This is a genomic window from Pedobacter sp. MC2016-14 (genome assembly GCF_020991475.1).
GTDB lineage: Bacteria > Bacteroidota > Bacteroidia > Sphingobacteriales > Sphingobacteriaceae > Pedobacter.
Window position 1 is genome coordinate 1335154 of sequence record NZ_JAJMPA010000001.1, and the last position, 20459, is coordinate 1355612.

Here is a 20459-nt window from a genome sequence, read left to right on the forward strand (position 1 = left end):
TAAGAAAAAGAATTATGTCAGGACATAACGAGTCAATATTAAGAGAACCATTAATCACCGGCAGTGATATCACGTATGCAAAAATTACGGATGATATTTTAATGCCGGTGGAAAACAAGCCCAACCGGGCCTGGTGGATAGGATTTATAGTTTCCTTGTTGGGAGCTACCTTATGGGTGGTATCTGTAAGTTATACTTTCTGGAACGGGATCGGATCATGGGGATTAAATAAAACCGTAGGCTGGGCCTGGGACATCACCGGTTTCGTGTGGTGGGTAGGTATCGGTCACGCCGGAACACTAATCTCTGCTGTACTGTTGCTTTTCCGCCAAAACTGGAGGAACTCCATTAACAGGTCGGCTGAGGCGATGACCATCTTTGCGGTTATTTGCGCGGCTACGTATGTAGTCTCTCACATGGGCCGTCCATGGTTAGCGTATTGGGTGTTGCCATTACCAAATCAATTCGGATCATTGTGGGTTAACTTTAACTCACCACTGGTTTGGGATATGTTTGCGATCTCTACCTACTTCTCTGTTTCCCTGTTGTTCTGGTACACTGGTTTGCTTCCTGATATTGCAACCATTCGTGACCGTGCAACTGGTATGAGACGTAAAATTTATTCCATCTTCTCTTTTGGATGGGCTGGTAACGTTAAAACCTGGCAACGATTTGAGGCGGTGTCTCTAATTCTTGCGGGTATTTCTACGCCACTTGTACTTTCTGTACACACTATTGTATCTATGGACTTTGCAACCTCGGTTATTCCGGGATGGCATACGACCATTTTCCCTCCGTACTTTGTTGCCGGGGCGATCTTCTCTGGATTTGCGATGGTATTGACTTTATTATTGGTTGCACGTAAAGTATTGGGTCTTGAGAACTACATCACCATGTTCCATATCGAGTCGATGAATAAAATCATCATCTTAACAGGATCAATTGTGGGTGTGGCTTATCTTACAGAGTTTTTTATTGCCTGGTATTCAGGTTCGGAATATGAAACGTATGCATTCGTTAACCGTTCTACCGGACCATACTGGTGGGCTTACTGGATGATGATGACTTGTAACGTGATTTCACCGCAATTGTTATGGTTTAAGAAAATCCGTTTGAGCATTACCGCTACCTGGATTTTATCTATCGTAGTAAACATCGGGATGTGGTTTGAGCGTTTCGTAATTATCGTTACTTCATTACACAGGGATTACCTGCCGTCAAGCTGGACCATGTTCTATCCATCATGGGTTGACGTGGGTGTGTTTGTGGGTTCAATTGGGGTGTTCTTTACCTTGTTCCTGTTGTTCTTAAGGGTACTTCCATCTATTGCAATCGCGGAGGTGAAACTATTGCTTAAAACTGCAAGTGAGCAGTCAAAAATGAAGTTGATAAAAGAAGGTCATTTGGATAAAGTTCAGGTTGCAGAATATGTAGAGTCCCTGGAGAAATTTGACAGTGTTAAACAAGATCAATACGCAAAAATATAATGGGTAATATCAAATATATATTAGGCAGTTTTGGTGATCCTGACGAAATGATGCACGGCATCGAAAAGTTGCAGGAGAACAATATTAAAATTCATGACGTATATACACCAATGCCTATACATGGTATAGAGGATAAATTGGGTGTAAAACGTTCAAGACTTGACCGGGCCGCATTCTTTTTCGGTATCACTGGTACAATTACGATGCTTACGGGTGTATACCTGGCAACAGTTGTAGACTGGCCGGTTAACATTGGTGGTAAGCCACACTTTGCCTTGCCGGATTTTATTCCAATCAGCTTTGAGTTGACCATCCTGTTTACAGCATTTGGATTGGTGGGTTCTTATTATGCTTCTACACACTTGTTTCCTGGAAGGGCGCCGAGGGTAATGGACTTAAGGGCTACAGATGACAGATTTATTATTGCTGTTGATGCGAAGGAAAATGCTGATCACGGCAAAATTGATGAATTATTAAAAGAAGCAGGTGCGATTGAAGTTAAGCACAATGAAAGGAAGTATATTAGCTATGAATAAGAATAGATTAGTTTACGCTGCGTTTTTTGCCATCGCTTTTGTTGCATCGCTTTCTGCATGCAGTGACAATAGAAGCACCGGATTGGAATACGCCAGAAATATGTATGATCCATTGGGTTACAACCCGGATCAGGCGAATAAGAATTTTGCAAACGGACAAACGGCCCAAACCCCGCCGCCAAATACAGATCCTGTAGGTTTTGTTAAATATGAATATGCAAATACTAAAGAAGGTTATGAAGCAGCAAGCGCAGGATTAATTAATCCATTGCCTGTAAATGCAAAAAACCTGGCTTCAGGTAAACACTACTTTACTGTATTCTGCTCACCATGTCATGGTGAAAAAGGCGATGGTAAAGGGCACCTGGTGCAAATTGAGAAGTATTCTGGAGTACCTTCTTACCATGGAGACGCAGCGTCTTCACGTGGTGGAATGATGAAAGACTTAACTGCAGGTAAAATTTACCATACCATTATGTATGGTTTAAATAACATGGGCTCACATGCTTCACAACTTTCTCCAGAGGAGAGATGGAAAGTAGTGATGTACGTTCAACAATTACAAAAAACACAATAGAAAAGCAGATATAAATGGGAACTCATAATTATAATTTAAGTGAGCAGTTTGAGTTTACAGGAAAAGCGAAAACTTTGAGTGTAATCGGTATCGTTATTGGTATCGCCGCTATTGCTTATGGTTTTTCTGTTCATGAAACGCATGAGCGGACTTTCGCTAACTTGTTACTGATGGCATATTACTTTGCCTGTGTGTGCATGTCTGGTGCTTTTTTCCTGGCTGTTCAGTTTGTAGCTCAGGCTGGTTGGTCGGCCTCTATTTTACGTGTGCCGCAAGCAATGGCTAAAGCCTTACCGGTTGCTGTTATTATCCTGATTGTTGTAATGGGCTTAGGTCTGTATACACACAATTTATACCACCACTGGAATGAGGAAGGGTTAACTAATCCTGCTAGTGCTAACTATGATAAGATCATTGATGGTAAATCTGCATTCTTGAATGTGCCATTTTTTATGGGCAGACAGGTTGTATTTTTAGCCATCTATAGTTTCTTCGCTTTATTATTAGGCAAATTGTCTAACAATGAAGATTTAGAAGGTGGTTTGAACTCTTACAGAAAGAGCTTTAAATATTCATGTATATTTTTAGTGATCTACGGTTTTACTACGCCAATCTTTGCCTTTGATACCGTGATGTCTTTAGAGGCGCACTGGTTCTCTACCATGTTTGGTTGGTATAATTTTGCTGCCATGTGGGTAAGCAGTTTATCTATTATTGCTTTGATCTTAATTCTCTTGAAGAAATCAGGTTATATGCCATGGGTAAACAAAAGCCATTTCCACAATCTTGGTCAGTTTATCTTCGGATTTTCAATTTTCTGGACTTATGTATGGTTCTGTCAGTTTTTATTGATTTACTATGCAAACATGCCGGAAGAGACCGTATACTTTTACAAACGTTTTGATTATTATAAATTCTGGTTCTATTTGAACCTTGTATTGAACTTCTTAACGCCATTGTTATTATTGATGGACAGGGACAATAAGAGAAGTGAGAATAAACTGATGGTAGTTTGTATCATTCTTTTATGCGGTCACTGGGTGGATTATTACCAGATGATTATGCCTGGAACTGTAGAGGAACACAATGGTTTTGGAATTATTGAGGTTGGAACTGCCTTAGGTTTTGTAGGTTTGTTTACCTTTACTGTGTTAAGTGCATTGAGTAAGAAACCACTGGTGGCCAAAAACCACCCGTTATTACAGGAAAGTTTAAATCATCACCTATAACAGGTGGTTTAAGTATATAAGTTAACAGGATAGTAGAAGTACAGAGTACTACTTTTAAGAAGATGAGTTTAAGAAAATTTATAAGTAATAAGACCATGGCTGCCCTGGCAGTGCTAATGACTGCTTTCGCAGGCACCAGTGCATTTGCTCAGGAGGCTGCTGCAGGGGCCGCTGCCACTGCTAAACCAGTTGTAGATATGGCAGCGATCTATAAATCGGCTATATTTTATGCCCTGCTTTTTTTAACACTTTGCTTGTTTATAGCAATTGTTGGTAAAGCACTAAGGGTATATGAACTGACACGTGAGGCGCAGGATAAACCGATGGGCATCAATTGGAATGCGGTGAATGGTACTTTATTCGCACTGTTCCTTATTGTAGGTTTATATGGTGTGTATTGGGAATATACGGTTCATGGTAAAATGATCCTTCCTGATGCGGCATCTGAGCATGGTGTTAAAATTGACCAGATGTTTAACATCACGTTGATTTTGACCACTATTGTTTTTATTGCTACGCACATTGTACTCTTCTTATTTAGCTTCTTTTATAAAAGCAATGGTGTAAGAAAAGCATACTACTATCCGCATAACAATGCTTTAGAGCGAATCTGGACAATTGTTCCGGCTTTAGTACTTACCGTATTGGTATTAATGGGTTTCTTAACCTGGAGATCAATTTTCTTCAAAATTGAAGATCCTAACAATAAACCTTTGAGTGTGGAGATTACTTCGCAGCAATTTGCATGGACAATCCGTTACGCTGGTGCTGATGGGGTAGTTGGTAAAAAGAACTATAAACTGATTACTGGTATCAATACTTTAGGTATAGATTTTAAAGATAAAAACACGCTGGACGATTTACAGGCTGATGAATTGGTATTGCCCGTGGGTAAACCTGTAAGATTGATCTTGAACAGTAAGGATGTTATTCACAGTTTTTACATGCCACACTTCAGGGTTCAGTTGAATACTGTTCCTGGTATGTTTTCTAACTTTGAATTTACGCCTACAGTAACTACTGCTGATATGCAGGTTAAAACTAACGACCCGGCATTTAAGTATTTGTTTTATTGCTCTAAGATCTGTGGATCTGGTCACTATAACATGCAAAAAACTGTTAGAATTGTAACTCAGGAAGAATACAATGCCTGGATTGCCAAGCAAGTTCCTTTTATCAATAATGATTTGAGGAAAGCTTTCAATCTTCCATTGGTAGCAGATCCTGCTGCTGCAACTGAAACTGCGGCTCCGGCAGATACTACTGCTAAACCTGCTGCAGCTACTTCGGATATTGCAATGAATACACCGGCTCTAAAAAAATAATTATACTGGAATAAGCGCATTATGTCAACTATAACATTACACGATACACTTCACCACGATGGCCATGATGATCATTCACATGGGCATCACAAGGAAACTTTTCTAACTAAATATGTATTTAGCCAGGATCACAAGATGATTGCGAAGCAATTTTTGATCACTGGTATCATCATGGCTGTAATAGCAATGGGATTATCTATCCTGTTCCGTATTCAGCTTGCATGGCCTGACAAAAGCTTTCCTTTGTTGGAAAGTCTGCTTGGTAAATGGGCTGAGGGCGGTCGTATAAAACCGGATTTCTACCTTGCCCTGGTAACCATTCACGGTACCATCATGGTATTCTTTGTACTAACCGCAGGATTGAGTGGTACATTTAGTAATTTACTGATTCCACTTCAAATTGGTGCCAGAGATATGGCCTCGCCATTTTTAAACATGCTGTCTTACTGGTTTTTCCTTACAGCCTGTGTAATTATGATGAGCTCTTTCTTCATTCAAACTGGCCCTGCCAGTGCTGGATGGACCATTTATCCTCCACTATCAGCCTTGCCAACTGCCATTCCGGGTTCTGGACTGGGTATGACTTTATGGTTGGTGAGTATGGTTTGTTTTGTTGCGTCATCTTTAATGGGTGGTATCAACTATGTGAGTACCATTTTAAACATGCGTACTAAAGGAATGGACCTTTGGAAAATGCCATTGACTATTTGGGCACTGTTTTTAACTGCTATTTTAGGTATTTTATCTTTCCCTGTATTGGTTGCAGGTGTGGTATTGTTGATATTTGACAGAAGTTTCGGTACAAGTTTCTACTTGTCTGATATTGTTATTGGTACTCAGGTAATGCCTAACGAAGGTGGATCTCCAATTTTATGGCAACATTTATTCTGGTTCCTTGGTCACCCGGAGGTTTATATTGTAATTATGCCTGCTTTGGGTATTTCATCTGAGGTAATTTCGGTAAATGCACGTAAACCGATCTTTGGTTACCATGCCATGATTTATTCATTAATTGGTATTACTGTACTGTCGTTTATTGTATGGGGTCACCATATGTTTGTAACTGGTATGAACCCATTATTGGGTGGTGTATTTATGATTACAACGTTGATTATTGCTGTACCTTCTGCGGTTAAGACTTTCAATTATCTTGCTACTTTGTGGAGAGGTAACATCAGGTTTACACCAGCGATGCTTTTTGCTATCGGTTTGGTATCTTTCTTTATCTCTGGTGGTTTAACCGGTATATTTTTAGGTAACGCATCCCTGGATATTAACTTACATGATACTTACTTTGTAGTAGCTCACTTCCACCTTGTAATGGGATCTGCTGCGATTTTTGGTATGCTTGCTGGTGTTTACCACTGGTATCCTAAAATGTTTGGTCGTATGATGAATGCGAAATTAGGTTACCTGCATTTTTGGTTGACTTTTATTTGTGCATATCTGGTATTCTTCCCACTTCACTTTTTGGGTCTTGATGGGGTTCCACGTCGTTATTATGCATTTACTGAATTTGAGTTTATGCAAAAATGGATGACTGTAAACGTATTGGTAACCTGGGCTGCTGTTGTTGCTGCCCTGGCACAAGTTGCTTTCCTTTGGAATTTCTTTTATTCAATATTTAAAGGTAAAAAAGCACCTCAGAATCCTTGGGAAGCTAATACTTTAGAATGGACTACTCCTGTTGAGCATTTACACGGTAACTGGCCGGGTGAAATTCCTACAGTATATCGTTGGCCATATGACTACAGTAAGCCAGGTGCTACTGAAGATTTTATTCCTCAAACCATTCCTTTTTCAGAAACAATGAGCTCTAATATGCCACATGATTTTGAAGGAAATGCTGAATCTGAGCGTATCCAGAAAGAGTGGTCCGACAGAGAAGCTGCAGCTATCGCAGCGGCTGAAAAGAACAAATAATAATTGACGTATTCGTCTAAAATATATAATGAGGTTATCTGCCCGGTTTATGTAGCCTGCAGATGCCTCATTTTTTTGTAATCCTATTAACTAATGGTTTCTACAGCTGAGCATCGGTTTATCAAGCTTAACCTTATTACCATCATTGCTACTTTAGTACTTATCCTTGCGGGTGGAATTGTACGTAGCACTGGTTCTGGTATGGGTTGTCCTGATTGGCCTAAATGTTTTGACCAATATATTCCTCCAACAGACATCAGTCAATTGCCTGAGGGATATAAGGAGAAGTATGTAGCTGGCAGACTGGCAAAGAATGCTAAGTTTGCTAAACTCTTGGATAAAATGGGTAAAAATGATCTGGCAGAAAGGATCCGTCATGATGAAAGTATCACTGTTCCGGAAGAGTTTAATGTTGCAAAAACATGGACTGAATATGTGAACAGGCTTACTGGTGCATTAACCGGTTTTTTGCTGCTCGCATTAACAGTTCTTTCTTTTGCTTATCGTAAAAAGGCAAGTCGTATTATTACCTTGAGTTTTCTGAACATTATTGTTGTTGGTTTTCAGGCCTGGCTGGGCTCAATTGTAGTATCAACTAATTTATTGGCCTGGATTGTAACGGTACATATGCTGCTTGCATTGGTTATGCTGGCCATTCTGGTTTATACGTATAATTATGCGAAAACACTGGGCAGGGAAGATGTTGTGGTGATTTCACGTCTCGTTTGGCTAAGAGTGCTGATTGTAGTGACAATCCTTGCGGGAGTATTGCAGGTTATTCTTGGAACTGAGGTTCGGGAAACGATTGATGTGATTGCTAAAGCGGCATTGTCTGTTAGGGCAGACTGGGTTGATAAAGTTGGCAGTGTTTTTATTTTTCATCGCGATATGGCGATTTTGGTCGCGATATTAAATGTGATGGTTTATAAGGTTGTCATGGATAAATTTGGTGGTAGGGCTACAGAACTTAGGGTAGGTAATGCAGTACTATTAGTTTTGTTAATTCAAATTGTTACTGGTGTAATATTAGCTAACTTTGCACTTCCGCCTTATGCGCAGGCCTTACATATTTTATTTTCTACCGTGTTATTTACCTTGCAGTACTATTTGTATTTGCTGGTATATAATGCAAATAGTTACAGACAGCATTAAAAGACATATAATTTGAAAAACTTTTTAGCAGACTTCTCTAAACTTATCAAATTCCGGCTTACTTTTCTGGTCGTGTTTTCTGCGTCTATTTCTTTTTTAATTGGCTCCAAGGTCCAGATTGCAAATGGGGTTGAAACAGAGATCAACTGGTTAAACTGGCTTATTCTGATTGCCGGCGGATTTCTGGTAACAGCAGCAGCCAATTGTTTTAATGAAGTTATTGAGGTTGATCTGGACAGGTTAATGACCCGGACTAAAGAACGCCCAATGCCAGCTGGACGTATGACTACTGGTCAGGGATTGGTTTCTGGTTTGGTGATGGGGATGCTTGGTACTTTTTTGTTGGGCAAGCTAAATATAGAAACAGGCTTATTGTCTGTATTTTCTATTCTGCTGTATGCATTTGCCTATACCCCGTTGAAGAGAAAATCACCCATTGCGGTATTTGTAGGTGCAATTCCAGGTGCCTTGCCTCCTTTAATTGGATATGTTGCGGCACATGGCAAGATCGATCAAATTGCTGTAATTTTATTTTTGGTACAGTTTGCCTGGCAGTTTCCTCATTTTTGGTCTATTGCCTGGGTATTGGATGATGATTATAAATTAGCTGGTTTTAGACTATTGCCTACTACCAAACGAGATAAGATTAGCGCAATAGTTGTTTTTGTAACGGCGTTAATTTTAATTCCGGTGAGTTTGCTTCCTACTTTTTACGGATTTGGGGGCTACTATATTGCCGGGGTATCTATCATTGGAGGCGTAATATTTGCCTGGCTTTCTTTGAAGCTGGTCATAGATATGGATTTATCTAGTGCACGTAAGGTAATGTTTTGCTCATTTTTTTACTTGCCGGCAGTGCAACTGGTGTTATTATTTGATTTTTTTCCTAAACAGTTTTAATTATGGTACATACTTTAAAAGAAGAAGATATTAAATTGGATTACAGACCTCAGAAGTTTATCATCTGGTTATTTGTAGTGAGTTCAACCATCATGTTTGGTGGTTTTACAAGTTATTATATTGTATTTGCCGCTTCTAAGGGTAAAGGTCATGGATTAGTTCTTCCTGATCTCTTCATATACAGCACTGTGGTATTGGTATTGAGTAGTATTTTCTTATTTCTTGCTGCAAGGCAGTTGAGGATTGGAAATATAGCCAGACAAAGGATGTTTTTATGGCTTACTTTAGGGTTGGGAATTGCTTTTGGTTATTTGCAGGTAGATGCATGGTCGTCAATGGTTAATTCTGGTGCTGTGCTCATCAACAATAACGCTGCTATTTCATTGATTTATATCGTATCAGGAATGCACTTGCTGCACATTTTAGCAGGTCTTTGTCTTGTTGGCTCAAACTTATTTGGTACTTATCAAAATATTTCCATCGAAAAACGCCAGTACAGGATGGATATTGCTGCAATTTTCTGGCATTTTATAGATATATTGTGGATATATCTTTATGTTTTTTTACTTTTGAACAGTTAGAATTTTAACAACCTATTACAATTTAAAATGGATTCATTATCACAATTAGATCAGGTAAAAACTACTCCATGGAGCGGTGGTCGCTCACCATGGTCAGTAGAGTATGGTAAAATCATGATGTGGTTTTTCTTACTATCAGATGCCTTTACGTTTTCCTCTCTATTGGTTTACTACGGCGCTCAGCGTTTTACAAAATTTACATGGCCTGATCCTGATTTGGTTTTTCAGTCTATTCCAGGTATTATGGACCATGGAGCACCCTTGGTATTTGTTGGTATAATGACCTTTATTTTGATCATGAGCTCTGTAACGATGGTATTGGCTGTTGAAGCTGGTCACAGACGCGCTAAAAGCGAAGTGGTTTGGTGGATGGTAGCTACTGTAATAGGTGGATTTATGTTTCTTGGCTGCCAGGCTTTAGAATGGACGCATTTACACCATGAAGGATTCTGGTGGGGTTCTATTCCGGGTCCGGAAGAATTGAAACATTTCTTTGATGGTCCGGTATCGGAAATTGCTGCTTTGCAATTTGCTAACTTGTTTTTTACCATCACTGGTTTTCACGGTTTCCACGTATTTAGTGGTGTGTTGATCAATATCATCATTTTGATTATGACCATTAATGGTGTTTTTGAGAAACGCGGACATTACCTTATGGTGGAGAAAGTTGGTTTATACTGGCACTTTGTTGATTTGGTTTGGGTATTCGTATTTACCTTCTTCTATTTAGTTTAATTTTTAAAATCAAAATATTATGTCAGAGCACATACATACAGAGGAGCATGCACACGATGAGCATGCTGGCTTAAGCAAGAAAAAAATATGGCAGGTGTTTGCTATTCTTTTAGCAATAACCGTAGTGGAGTTTATCATTGCCTTGGTTATACTACCTGGTAAACCGCAACTTCAGCATGCTGGTAACATTGTTTATATCGCTTTAACACTTTTAAAGGCATTTTACATTGTTGCTTATTTTATGCACTTAAAATATGAGAAACTTGGACTTCAACTTTCATTGAGTGTTTCTTTTATTTTCATTTTGTACTTTATTACGCTGATGTTAATTGAGGGTGGCTACCTTCATTTACATATGCCGTTCCAATAATGAATTCTACTTCTTTAAAAAAGATATTAATCCTGGTCACCATTTTAGCGGTACCAGGATTTTTATATTATTTACTTCAGGAAAAGGGAAAAAACAGGTATAAACCACTTCCTTATTTTGGACCTAAAGTACCAGCAAAGACTTTTCATACCTTTCACGGCGAGAAAATTCAGGATACCATTTATCATCAGGTAGCCAACTTTAAATTGATTAATCAGCACGCGGATACGGTTGGTTTTGAAGCTTATCAGGGGAAAATAATTGTACTAAATCTTTTTAGTGCAAAAACGGGATCTGAATTTATCAGCAAGGCGGTAAAAGCGTTTGAAACTACCTATGGTAAAAACAGGATGATCAGTTTTGTGAGCCTGACCAGCGATCCTGCTCATGATACACCCGAAGTACTGACTACTTATGCTGCAAAATTGAATGCAGAACCGGGCAAGTGGGACTTTTTAACGGGCGATAGTATTGAAGTTTATAGTTTGATGAAGAAAGAACTTCGCCTTGATCCTAACAGTAATTTACTTGTTTTGCTGGATCCACAGCATCATATCCGTGGTTACTATGATGTAACCCGTCAGGAAAACCTCTCACAATTAGATGATGAAATTAAAGTACTCATCACTGAAGAATTAAGAAAGATAACTGCTAAAGACGGGAGATAACCGTTAACATGATTATGAATGACCAAACTCCAATAGAGAAAAAATATAATAAATGGATTATCTTGCTGTCTGTGGTAATACCTGTTGCCGTAGCGGTACTGTTTATGGTAAAATTGAAAGACCTGGGCTTTGATGTGAGCCCTCTTCCATTTTTACCACCAATATATGCCACCATCAATGGTATTACAGCTGTTTTGCTGGTCATAGCCGTGAATGCGATTAAGAATGGTAAAGTACAGTTGCACCAGCTTTTAATGAAATGCGCCATCGGTTGTTCATTGCTTTTTTTGGTGATGTATATTGCCTATCATATGACAACACCATCTACCAAATTTGGAGGTGAGGGTGCTGTTAAATATGTTTACTATTTCATTTTGATTACCCATATTCTATTGTCTATTGCTACCATCCCTTTTGTATTGGTTACCTACGTTAGGGCATTGGCGGAGCGATTTGACCGTCACAGAAAGATTGCAAGGATAACCTTTCCACTTTGGCTTTATGTGGCCGTTACTGGCGTAATTGTTTACCTAATGATCTCTCCTTACTACAGTTTCTAGGTTTACTAACAGACATTGGCCTGTTTATTGTTAAAATATTTTGATTCTTTGATAGTTATTGAGAATTGCTTGAAAAAATAAGTTAACTTATTTATATTTTGAGTTGTTCTTGTTATAATTGCAAACGCTTCATTTATTAATTATCATGCCTAATGCGTAAATCTACCGCCTCAATTCTTACCGGACAGGATTTGCTGTCACTTATAGAAGGTGGAGACGCGGAGGCTTTTACAGAATTTTATTCGGACACTTTTAAAAAACTGATTCTTGTTGCAGACAGATATGTGAGAAGTGTACATATAGCTGAGGAGATTGTACAGGATGTTTTTGTAAAGATTTGGGAAGATAAAACTCAGCTTTCGGGCATCAATTCCATTCAATCTTATTTATACCGCAGTGTGGCGAATGCTTCCATTAACCATATTAATCGGGAGAAGAATCTTGAGAAGCACCACCTCAAAATTGCGGAACATTTAACGGAAGAAGATGTAGAGTTATTAAATGAGCAAAATGAGTTGATTGTATTGCTACATCAGGAAATAGCTAAACTTCCAGAAAAATGTCAGCGTGTTTTTGTTTTAAGCAGGCTGGAAGGAAAAAAGTATAAAGATATTGCTGTTCTGCTTCAGATTTCAGAGAAAACAGTTGAAAACCACATGGGGAATGCTTTAAGGATTCTTAGGAAGGAAGTTTTATTGAAATCTTCGGGTCGTGATGGTGGTGTAAACCCTAAATATTTTTCATTGTTGAGCTTGTTTTTGTATTAATTGAGCATTATTTAGGCTGAAGTGAATAAATATTTAATTTTTTCCAATTTAGACTAGGGGTTTTTTGCATTCTGTTTGTCATCATACAAAACAAACACTTTGCAAGATCAAATTTTTCAGGATTTTATCCTAAAACACCTAAACGCACCAGAAGATGATTTGTTAACTCAAAAGGTTAACGAAATGAGAAGCCTTTCTCCCGAACATGAGGCTTATTTTCAGGAAATATCCAAAATATGGGAGAGTTCTGTACGTACCAAGGTTCTATTTGAACTGGATGAACAATCTTCAGTAAAAAAATTACGGAGCAGAATTAGCCAGCACGTTACGGTTTCCACTTCTTTTAGTTACAAATGGCTTATAAATGCTGCAGCGCTATTTGCGGTGGTTGTTTTCTCTTTTTGGTTTTATACCGAGAAAACAGCTGTTAAATATTTGGTTAAGCACACAGGGAATCAAATTGATTCGGTGTTTTTGAGTGATGGGACCAGGATTATCATGGCCCAAAATTCCTCTATCAGTTATCCTGAAAATTTTAAAGGTAAAGTGCGTGAAATCAGTCTTGTAAAAGGTCAAGCTTTCTTTAATGTTAAGCACGATAACGAGCATCCTTTTGTCATTGATATTGCTAAATCTAAAGTAACTGTGTTAGGCACTTCCTTCAATATTGAATATTCAGCATCGGAAATCAATGTGTCTGTTACTACAGGAAAGGTTGCCTTTAGTCCAAATGAGGTGAGTAGTCCTGCAATCCTCACTGCCGGTCAGGCCATCAGCTACAATTATTTGAAGAGTAACCTTGTTTTGCAGGAGGCAGCAAACGCGAACTCCTGGTTTACCAAAGAACTGCATTTTGTGGACATGCCTTTGGAGGATGTTTGCTTAGAACTGGAAGCGTATTATAAGGTGGATATAGATTTTCATGATACTAAGCACAGTGCTAAAAAGTTCAATGCGACCTTTAAAAACAGCAGTTTGGATGAGGTATTGTCTGTACTTGAAGAGACTTATCAAATAGAAGTTATAAAAAGAGATAACGCAATCACAATAAAGAATAAATAATCAACTTAATCAAACCTAAATTAATCATTCATTATGGAGAAAAACTACAAAAAGAACATGCGGAGATTAAAATGTACCTTATCAGGTATGTTTTTCTGTGCACTATTTTGTGTGTCGCTAGCCAACGCCGAAAGCATACAGCGTTCGCGTATGGCAATGGAGCGACTTGATGTATATCTGCACAAAATAGAGCTTGCTTACCAGGTAAGTTTTGTTTACGATGCCACGCAAATCAATAAGGCAATGATTATTGAGGCGCCAGTAAAACTGGTATCTATAAATTCAGATTTAGAGCCTTTGAAAACAAAAGGTATCAATTACAGTATTGTTGGTAAGCAGGTGGTTTTAAAGAAAGTGCAGATAACAGCGTCTTTTAAGGATCTTATTGTAAAAGGTAAAGTTCGTGGGAAAAAAGATGGAGATTTATTACCAGGTGTAAGTGTTCGCGAGAAGGGAGTTTCTAACGGAGTCTCGACAAATGGCGCTGGTGAGTATCAAATCCGAGTAAAAGAAGGAGCAGTACTGATTTTCTCAGCAATTGGTTACAAGCAACAGGAAGTAACTGTGAGTGGTAGAACAACTATTGATGTTTCACTGGATGAAGATGTGAGCCAATTAAAAGAAGTAACAATTTCAACAGGTTATCAAAATATTAATAAGAAATTATTTACAGGCGCGGCTACAACTATTAAAGGATCAGATGTAAAACAAGATGGTATTACTGATGTAAGTAGAATGTTAGAAGGTCGTGTGGCCGGCGTATCAGTGCAAAATGTTTCTGGTACTTTTGGTGCTGCACCGAAGATTCGTGTTCGTGGCGCAACTTCAATTACTGGCGACAATAAACCTCTTTGGGTTGTGGATGGGGTAATTCTAGAAGATGTTGTTAACATTTCCAATGAGCAATTGTCATCAGGAGATGTGAGTACACTTATTGGATCCTCAGTCGCTGGAATAAATGCGGATGATATAGAGAGCTTTAATATTTTAAAAGATGCTGCTGCGACGGCACAATATGGAGCACGTGCGATGAATGGCGTAGTTGTAATTACAACTAAGAAAGGACGGATCGGAAAACCCCTGATATCTTATACAGGGAATTTCTCAACCTATTTAAAGCCAACATACGACGATTACAATATCATGAATTCCTCTGATCAAATGTCGGTTTACTCTGAGTTGGCACGTAAAGGATGGTTAAACCACTCAACGGCTTCGAGAGCTGCCGATGGGGGTGTATTCACCAAAATGTACCAGCTTATTAATACATATGATGCTTCTTCAGGACAGTTTGGATTGGCAAATACTCCTGAGGCTAGAAATACTTTTTTATCGCGTTATGCAGTCGCCAATACGGATTGGTTTGATGTGTTATTCAAAAATTCCCTAATGCAGGAACACGCAGTAAGCGTGTCATCTGGAACTGAAAAATCACAGCTTTATTTTTCTACAAGTTATTTAAATGATAATGGATGGGCTGCAGGAAATGACGTAGAACGTTACACTGCGAACGTAAATGCAGTATTTAACTTAACTGATAAGCTAACGATTAATTTTATTACTACTGGGTCTATTCGTAATCAAAAAGCACCAGGAACTGTTGGAAGAGTAAGTAATCCGGTAGAAGGAAAATACTCGAGGGATTTTGACATTAATCCATTTAGTTATGCTTTAAATACCAGTCGTACAATGACTGCTTACGATACCAATGGTGCAAGAGAAAGCTTTACAAGAAACTTTGCCGATTTCAATATCCTGAATGAGCTAGATAATAATTCATTGGATTTGAGTATGCTGGATTTTAAACTTCAAGGTGGATTGACTTATAAATTTGTTAAGAATTTTAAGTATGATTTCCTGGCGTCAATGAGATACGTTAAAAGTGGAAATGAGCATAAGGTTAGAGAAAATTCAAACATGGCCAATGCATACAGAGCTGATGGAGATTCTTATATTCAAGAGAATAACCGGTTTTTATACAGAGACCCTGAACATTTAGAATTACAGCCAGTGGTTGTGTTGCCTTATGGTGGGTTCTATAATACTACTGATGATTTCTTGAAGTCATATATGGTTAGAAATTCCATTGAATATGACAAAACTATTAACGACAAACATTTAATAAACGTTTATGCCTTTCAGGAAACCAGGATGGCAGATCGCCAGACTAGAAGTATGATTGGATATGGATACCAGTATGATAAAGGGGGCGTGGCTTTTATAGATCCAAATATTATTAAGCAAGCAACACTAAATAACCTCAATTATTTTTCAATGAGCAATAGATACGACCGGTTTTCGGCGTTTATGGCGAGAGCTGCTTATTCTTACGACGGAAGATACTCATTTAATGCAACAGGAAGGTATGATGGTTCAAATCAGTTAGGTAGTTCAGCTACTGCACGCTGGTTGCCAACCTGGAACATTTCTGGCGCATGGAATGTTGACGAAGAGGATTTTATGAAAAGGCAGCAAATTATCAGTAAACTTACGCTAAGGGCAACCTATGGATTGACAGCTAGTTTAGGTAGTGCAACCAATTCTGCTTTAGTACTTAGAAATTCAAGTGCGCTAAGGCCTTACACCAACGAGGTAGAGTCAGTAATGAACATTGATTACATAGAAAATGGTGACTTAACCTGGGAAAAGCAATACGAAACTAACCTTGGTGTAGACCTGGGTTTATTCAGGAATAGACTGAACTTAACTGTTGACTTGTACAACAGAAATGGGTTTGATTTAATTAGTCCGTTAAGAACTTCCGGAATTGGCGGTCAGTATTTGACTACAGCCAACTATGCAGATATGAATACAAAAGGTATTGAGGTTACAATCAGCGGCCCGATTATTAAAACTGACGAATGGAGCTGGAGAAGTAATTTCAATTTTGGATATAATAAAAACAAAGTAACTAAGCTTTCTAGTCCTCAAAGTATATTCAATCTAGTGACTGCTGATGGTGGACCCCAACAGGGCTTCCCATATCGTGGTTTATATTCTGTTGAGTTTACTGGTTTAAATCATGAAACCGGAGTACCTGAATTCATCAATGAAAAGGGAGAGCGGAGCCAGGATGTTTACATGCAAAGTTTCGAAACCAAGTATTTAAAATATGAAGGGCCTACTGATCCTAAACTGACTGGTGGTTTTTTCAATACAGTTAGTTATAAGGGATTTACCTTTAGTTCCTTATTTACCTTTTCAGCGGGTAATAAAATTAGGTTAAATCCAATGTTTGCTACTTCATACTCCGATTTGGATGCTATGCCAAATGAATTTAAAGAGAGATGGACACTTCCTGGCGACGAATTGACTACCAATATTCCTTCCATTCCTGACGTAGAAGCATCGGACGATCTGGAAGGGGTTTATCCGTATAATACCTACAATTATTCGTCAGTAAGAGTGGCCGATGGAGGTTTTATACGCTTGAAGCAATTGTCTCTTTCGTATGCATTACCTGCAAAGATTCTTAAGTATATAGGTGCCGGTAATGCCTCTATAAGTGCGGTAGCAAATAATTTCTGGCTTATCTATTCAGATAAGAAGCTTAAAGGTCAAGATCCAGAATTTTTTGCATCAGGTGGTGTAGCCTTGCCTATTCCAAAGCAATATACCTTGTCGTTAAAAATTGGGTTTTAACTTAAAATGAAACAATCATGAAACAAAATAAAATATTCATATATCTTGCGGTTTTTTGCCTACTTCAATCAACTGGTTGTAAGAAATTTCTCGAACATCAACCGGATGATCGTACTGAACTAAAAAACCCTGTTAACGTAGCTGAGTTGTTGGCGAATGCCTATCCTCACGGCAGTTATTTAACTATGGCCGAATCAATGAGTGATAACGCAGGAGACAAAGGTACAGCCAGCAGAGATCTGCCAAATGCTAAGGCCTGGAATTATGAGGATCAAATTGACGCAAACTCTGAAGATACTCCTCCCTATTATTGGAATTCTTGTTATAAAGCAATTGCTGCTTCTAACTATGCATTGGAAGCAATAGACAAGGCTGGCAATACTGCAGAGTATTCGGCAAGCAGAGGGGAGGCTTTGGTTGCCAGAGCTTATGCGCACTTCATGCTGGTTACTTTTTTTGCCAAGGCTTATGACCCTGCAACTGCTGCTACAGATCCAGGAATTCCTTATGTTACGCTGCCACAAAAGGTAGTTGAAGGGGATTACCAACGAGGAACCGTTGCTTCAGTTTACGCCAATATAGAAAAGGATTTAGTGGAAGGCTTGCCTTTAATAAAGAATAATTCTTATAAAGTACCCAAATATCACTTTACCACACAGGCCGCTCATGCTTTTGCTACTCGTTTTTATTTATTTAAAAAGGAATTTCAGAAAGTAGTAGATCATGCTGATATAATTTTCCCTGGTACAACAATCTCTGAAAATCTAAGAGCATGGAACACCACCTACAATGTGTTAGGCTATTATGAACTACAGGCGTTATACACCAACTCCACAGAGCCCGCTAATTTATTGTTACAGGAAGCAAATTCAATATGGGGAAGTAGTTTCGCAGGTTATAATTACGGCCTAAGTTCCTCTGTTTTGCCAATCTTTTATGCTGCAAATAACCCTAGTAAGAAGTCATTTGCGATAATCAATAAAATATTTGGTGGTACAGACGCAGTGTATAATATTCCCAAATTTAGGGAACATTTCGTGAAGGAAACGGTAAGTGCTAATTTTGGTACTTCTTACAATATGATACCCTTATTAACAAGCGAAGAAGTATTGTTTAACAGGGCGGAAGCCAATGCGATGTTGGGTAATAATGCACAAACAATTGCTGATCTGGATATTTATCTTTCAAGAAGAATAGTGAGTTATTCAGCAACAGCAGATAAGTTTACTGAAGTAAAGGCAACGACATTTTTCCCAACGCTTTCGGTTAAAGATGCACTAGTTGGTACCATATTAAATTTTAAACGTATGGAATTTATGCATGAAGGTTTAAGATGGTTTGATGTTATAAGATTGAAAATTCCAATTGAACATAATAGTTTGGATGGTAAAACTAAGATTAGTTTAGGCGTGGATGATCCTCGCAGATTAGTTCAGATTCCTCAAGATGCCGTTGCAGCTGGTTTAGCCCCAAATCCTCGTTAATTATAAGATAATCTTATTATGAAAAAGAATTTATTAAAAATATCGTTGGTTGCCTTGGCAACAGTCTTTTTGGCCGCATGTAGTAAAAAAGATGATTTAAGCGCCAATATTGTTGGATTAGGTGGAGATACGTGGGCGAAAGGCCCGGTTGATGCCTGGATTAGCACAAATTTTACCACTCCTTATAATATAGAGGTGAAATATAAATGGGATAGGTCTGAACTTGGGGAGATCTATAAAAATGTAGTCCCTATTGATGAGGATCTTGTAATCCCGGTAATGGATATTATCAAGAAAACATGGATTGACCCATATGTTGCGGTTAAAGGTGCAGACTTCATGAAAGTATATAGTCAAAAACAATTCTATCTTGCAGGTAGTCCGTCCTATAATAGTAATGGATCGATAACGCTAGGTACTGCTGAGGCTGGAAGAAAAATTGTACTGCTTGATCTAAATACTTTCAATCCTGCTAATAAGGCAGCAGTGAAGCAAATTTTGCATACTATGCATCATGAGTTCGGCCACATACTTAATCAAAATATAGCTGTAACTCCCGATTATCAGAGAATAACCCCATCGGACTATACAGCTACATGGTTTAATATTTTTAGAGGTGCGTATTCTGCTACAGATGCTTTGGATAAGATTCTTTACGAGGCAGATTTTTGGGGCAAAGGATTTATTACACCATACTCCAGATCCAATAAAGATGACGACTTTGTTGAAGTACTGGCAACTCTGCTTGAAGGTGGCCAGGCCAATTTTGATAATATTATAAATAACCTTTTTATTTATGATGGACTTTATATTAAAAGAAATGGCAAAGGTATATACGAACAAAATACTGATGCAAGGTCGAAGCTTTTAAGAAAGAGAGCGATTGTAGTGGCCTACCTAAAGGATAGCTGGGGAATTAATTTGGCAGATTTACAAGCTAAAACTCAAGCTGCAATTGAATTAAATTCTCCAACTCCGGAATTTAACACGCTATTGGGGCCAGGAAAGACATATACTACTGTAACAATTAATCCACAAAAATTATCGGGACTGTCTGCTAAGTTTTTAACTGCTTTTAATACCGCAAATACAGCAATGCTTGCGGCACCCACGCCATTATATATAGACAATATTTCTTTAATTTTTAACACTGCAAACAGAATGACTTTGAGGGTAAACTATTTAAACCCCGCAGCGACTGTAGGAAATGGTTCTAACGCAGATTTTAATTATACAATTGCAAATGATAATGGGGCTATTACTTTAACTTATACTTCTCCGCAACCAACAAATGCAAACGCCAGAGCTATCGAGGCTTATTTGCCGGCACTTTTAGCCTATTTTAATAACCAGTCATTCAATGTACGTTGGGTTGAGGATATCGTTCCACAATCCAAAAGTATTTTTGGTGGTTTTGTAAAAACAACAGATCCTACTTCATACTTATTTGGTACACTGTAA

18 protein-coding genes are annotated in these 20459 nt (G+C 38.4%); all 18 read left to right on the forward strand.

Features of this window, described 5'->3' with window-relative positions; genetic code table 11:
• Window positions 1-14 precede the first annotated feature (14 nt).
• The 18 genes from nrfD (at window position 15) to LPB86_RS05635 (ending at window position 20459) form a co-directional block, all read left to right on the forward strand.
• The gene (gene nrfD, locus LPB86_RS05550) at window positions 15-1487 is read left to right on the forward strand and encodes an NrfD/PsrC family molybdoenzyme membrane anchor subunit (RefSeq protein WP_230641696.1); all 1473 of its coding nucleotides are present in this window, start codon (window positions 15-17) and stop codon (window positions 1485-1487) included.
• Entirely contained in the window at window positions 1487-2023 is a 537-nt protein-coding gene (locus tag LPB86_RS05555) for a DUF3341 domain-containing protein (protein WP_230641698.1), read from the forward strand. The genes nrfD and LPB86_RS05555 overlap by 1 nt, the downstream gene beginning before the upstream one ends.
• On the forward strand, window positions 2016-2600 hold the full coding sequence (locus tag LPB86_RS05560) for a cytochrome c (protein WP_230641699.1): 585 nt from the start codon (window positions 2016-2018) through the stop codon (window positions 2598-2600). The genes LPB86_RS05555 and LPB86_RS05560 overlap by 8 nt, the downstream gene beginning before the upstream one ends.
• A 14-nt stretch (window positions 2601-2614) precedes the next feature.
• The gene (locus tag LPB86_RS05565) at window positions 2615-3829 is read left to right on the forward strand and encodes a quinol:cytochrome C oxidoreductase (protein WP_230641701.1); all 1215 of its coding nucleotides are present in this window, start codon (window positions 2615-2617) and stop codon (window positions 3827-3829) included.
• A gap of 62 nt (window positions 3830-3891) precedes the next feature.
• Window positions 3892-5154, forward strand: a complete 1263-nt coding sequence (locus LPB86_RS05570) for a cytochrome c oxidase subunit II (RefSeq protein ID WP_230641703.1) — start codon at window positions 3892-3894, stop codon at window positions 5152-5154.
• 21 nt (window positions 5155-5175) lie between these two features.
• The gene (locus LPB86_RS05575; RefSeq protein WP_230641705.1) at window positions 5176-7077 is read left to right on the forward strand and encodes a cbb3-type cytochrome c oxidase subunit I; all 1902 of its coding nucleotides are present in this window, start codon (window positions 5176-5178) and stop codon (window positions 7075-7077) included.
• Window positions 7078-7170: 93 nt separating this feature from the next.
• Window positions 7171-8229, forward strand: coding sequence for a heme A synthase (locus tag LPB86_RS05580; protein WP_230641707.1), 1059 nt, complete (start codon window positions 7171-7173; stop codon window positions 8227-8229).
• 12 nt (window positions 8230-8241) lie between these two features.
• Window positions 8242-9129 carry a heme o synthase gene (gene cyoE, locus LPB86_RS05585; protein WP_230641708.1) on the forward strand — a complete coding sequence of 296 codons (888 nt, stop codon included), beginning with the start codon at window positions 8242-8244 and terminating at the stop codon, window positions 9127-9129.
• 2 nt (window positions 9130-9131) lie between these two features.
• Window positions 9132-9710 (forward strand): cytochrome c oxidase subunit 3, encoded by a 579-nt coding sequence (locus LPB86_RS05590; RefSeq protein WP_230641710.1) that lies wholly within the window; start codon window positions 9132-9134, stop codon window positions 9708-9710.
• A gap of 27 nt (window positions 9711-9737) precedes the next feature.
• Window positions 9738-10445 carry a cytochrome c oxidase subunit 3 gene (locus LPB86_RS05595; RefSeq protein WP_230641712.1) on the forward strand — a complete coding sequence of 236 codons (708 nt, stop codon included), beginning with the start codon at window positions 9738-9740 and terminating at the stop codon, window positions 10443-10445.
• Between the two features lie 19 nt (window positions 10446-10464).
• Window positions 10465-10815, forward strand: coding sequence for a cytochrome C oxidase subunit IV family protein (locus LPB86_RS05600; protein WP_230641714.1), 351 nt, complete (start codon window positions 10465-10467; stop codon window positions 10813-10815).
• Complete coding sequence (locus LPB86_RS05605; RefSeq protein ID WP_230641715.1) at window positions 10815-11483, forward strand: SCO family protein; 669 nt, start codon at window positions 10815-10817, stop codon at window positions 11481-11483. The genes LPB86_RS05600 and LPB86_RS05605 overlap by 1 nt, the downstream gene beginning before the upstream one ends.
• A 14-nt stretch (window positions 11484-11497) precedes the next feature.
• Window positions 11498-12043 carry a DUF420 domain-containing protein gene (locus LPB86_RS05610; protein ID WP_230641716.1) on the forward strand — a complete coding sequence of 182 codons (546 nt, stop codon included), beginning with the start codon at window positions 11498-11500 and terminating at the stop codon, window positions 12041-12043.
• Window positions 12044-12195: 152 nt separating this feature from the next.
• Entirely contained in the window at window positions 12196-12810 is a 615-nt protein-coding gene (locus tag LPB86_RS05615; RefSeq protein ID WP_230641717.1) for an RNA polymerase sigma-70 factor, read from the forward strand.
• A 99-nt stretch (window positions 12811-12909) separates the two neighbouring features.
• Window positions 12910-13872: a FecR family protein gene (locus LPB86_RS05620; RefSeq protein WP_230641718.1), complete on the forward strand. Its 963-nt coding sequence runs from the start codon at window positions 12910-12912 to the stop codon at window positions 13870-13872.
• Window positions 13873-13905: 33 nt separating this feature from the next.
• Window positions 13906-17514: a SusC/RagA family TonB-linked outer membrane protein gene (locus tag LPB86_RS05625; RefSeq protein ID WP_230641720.1), complete on the forward strand. Its 3609-nt coding sequence runs from the start codon at window positions 13906-13908 to the stop codon at window positions 17512-17514.
• Between the two features lie 17 nt (window positions 17515-17531).
• Window positions 17532-18998 (forward strand): RagB/SusD family nutrient uptake outer membrane protein, encoded by a 1467-nt coding sequence (locus tag LPB86_RS05630; RefSeq protein ID WP_230641721.1) that lies wholly within the window; start codon window positions 17532-17534, stop codon window positions 18996-18998.
• Between the two features lie 18 nt (window positions 18999-19016).
• Window positions 19017-20459, forward strand: a complete 1443-nt coding sequence (locus LPB86_RS05635; protein WP_230641722.1) for a substrate import-associated zinc metallohydrolase lipoprotein — start codon at window positions 19017-19019, stop codon at window positions 20457-20459.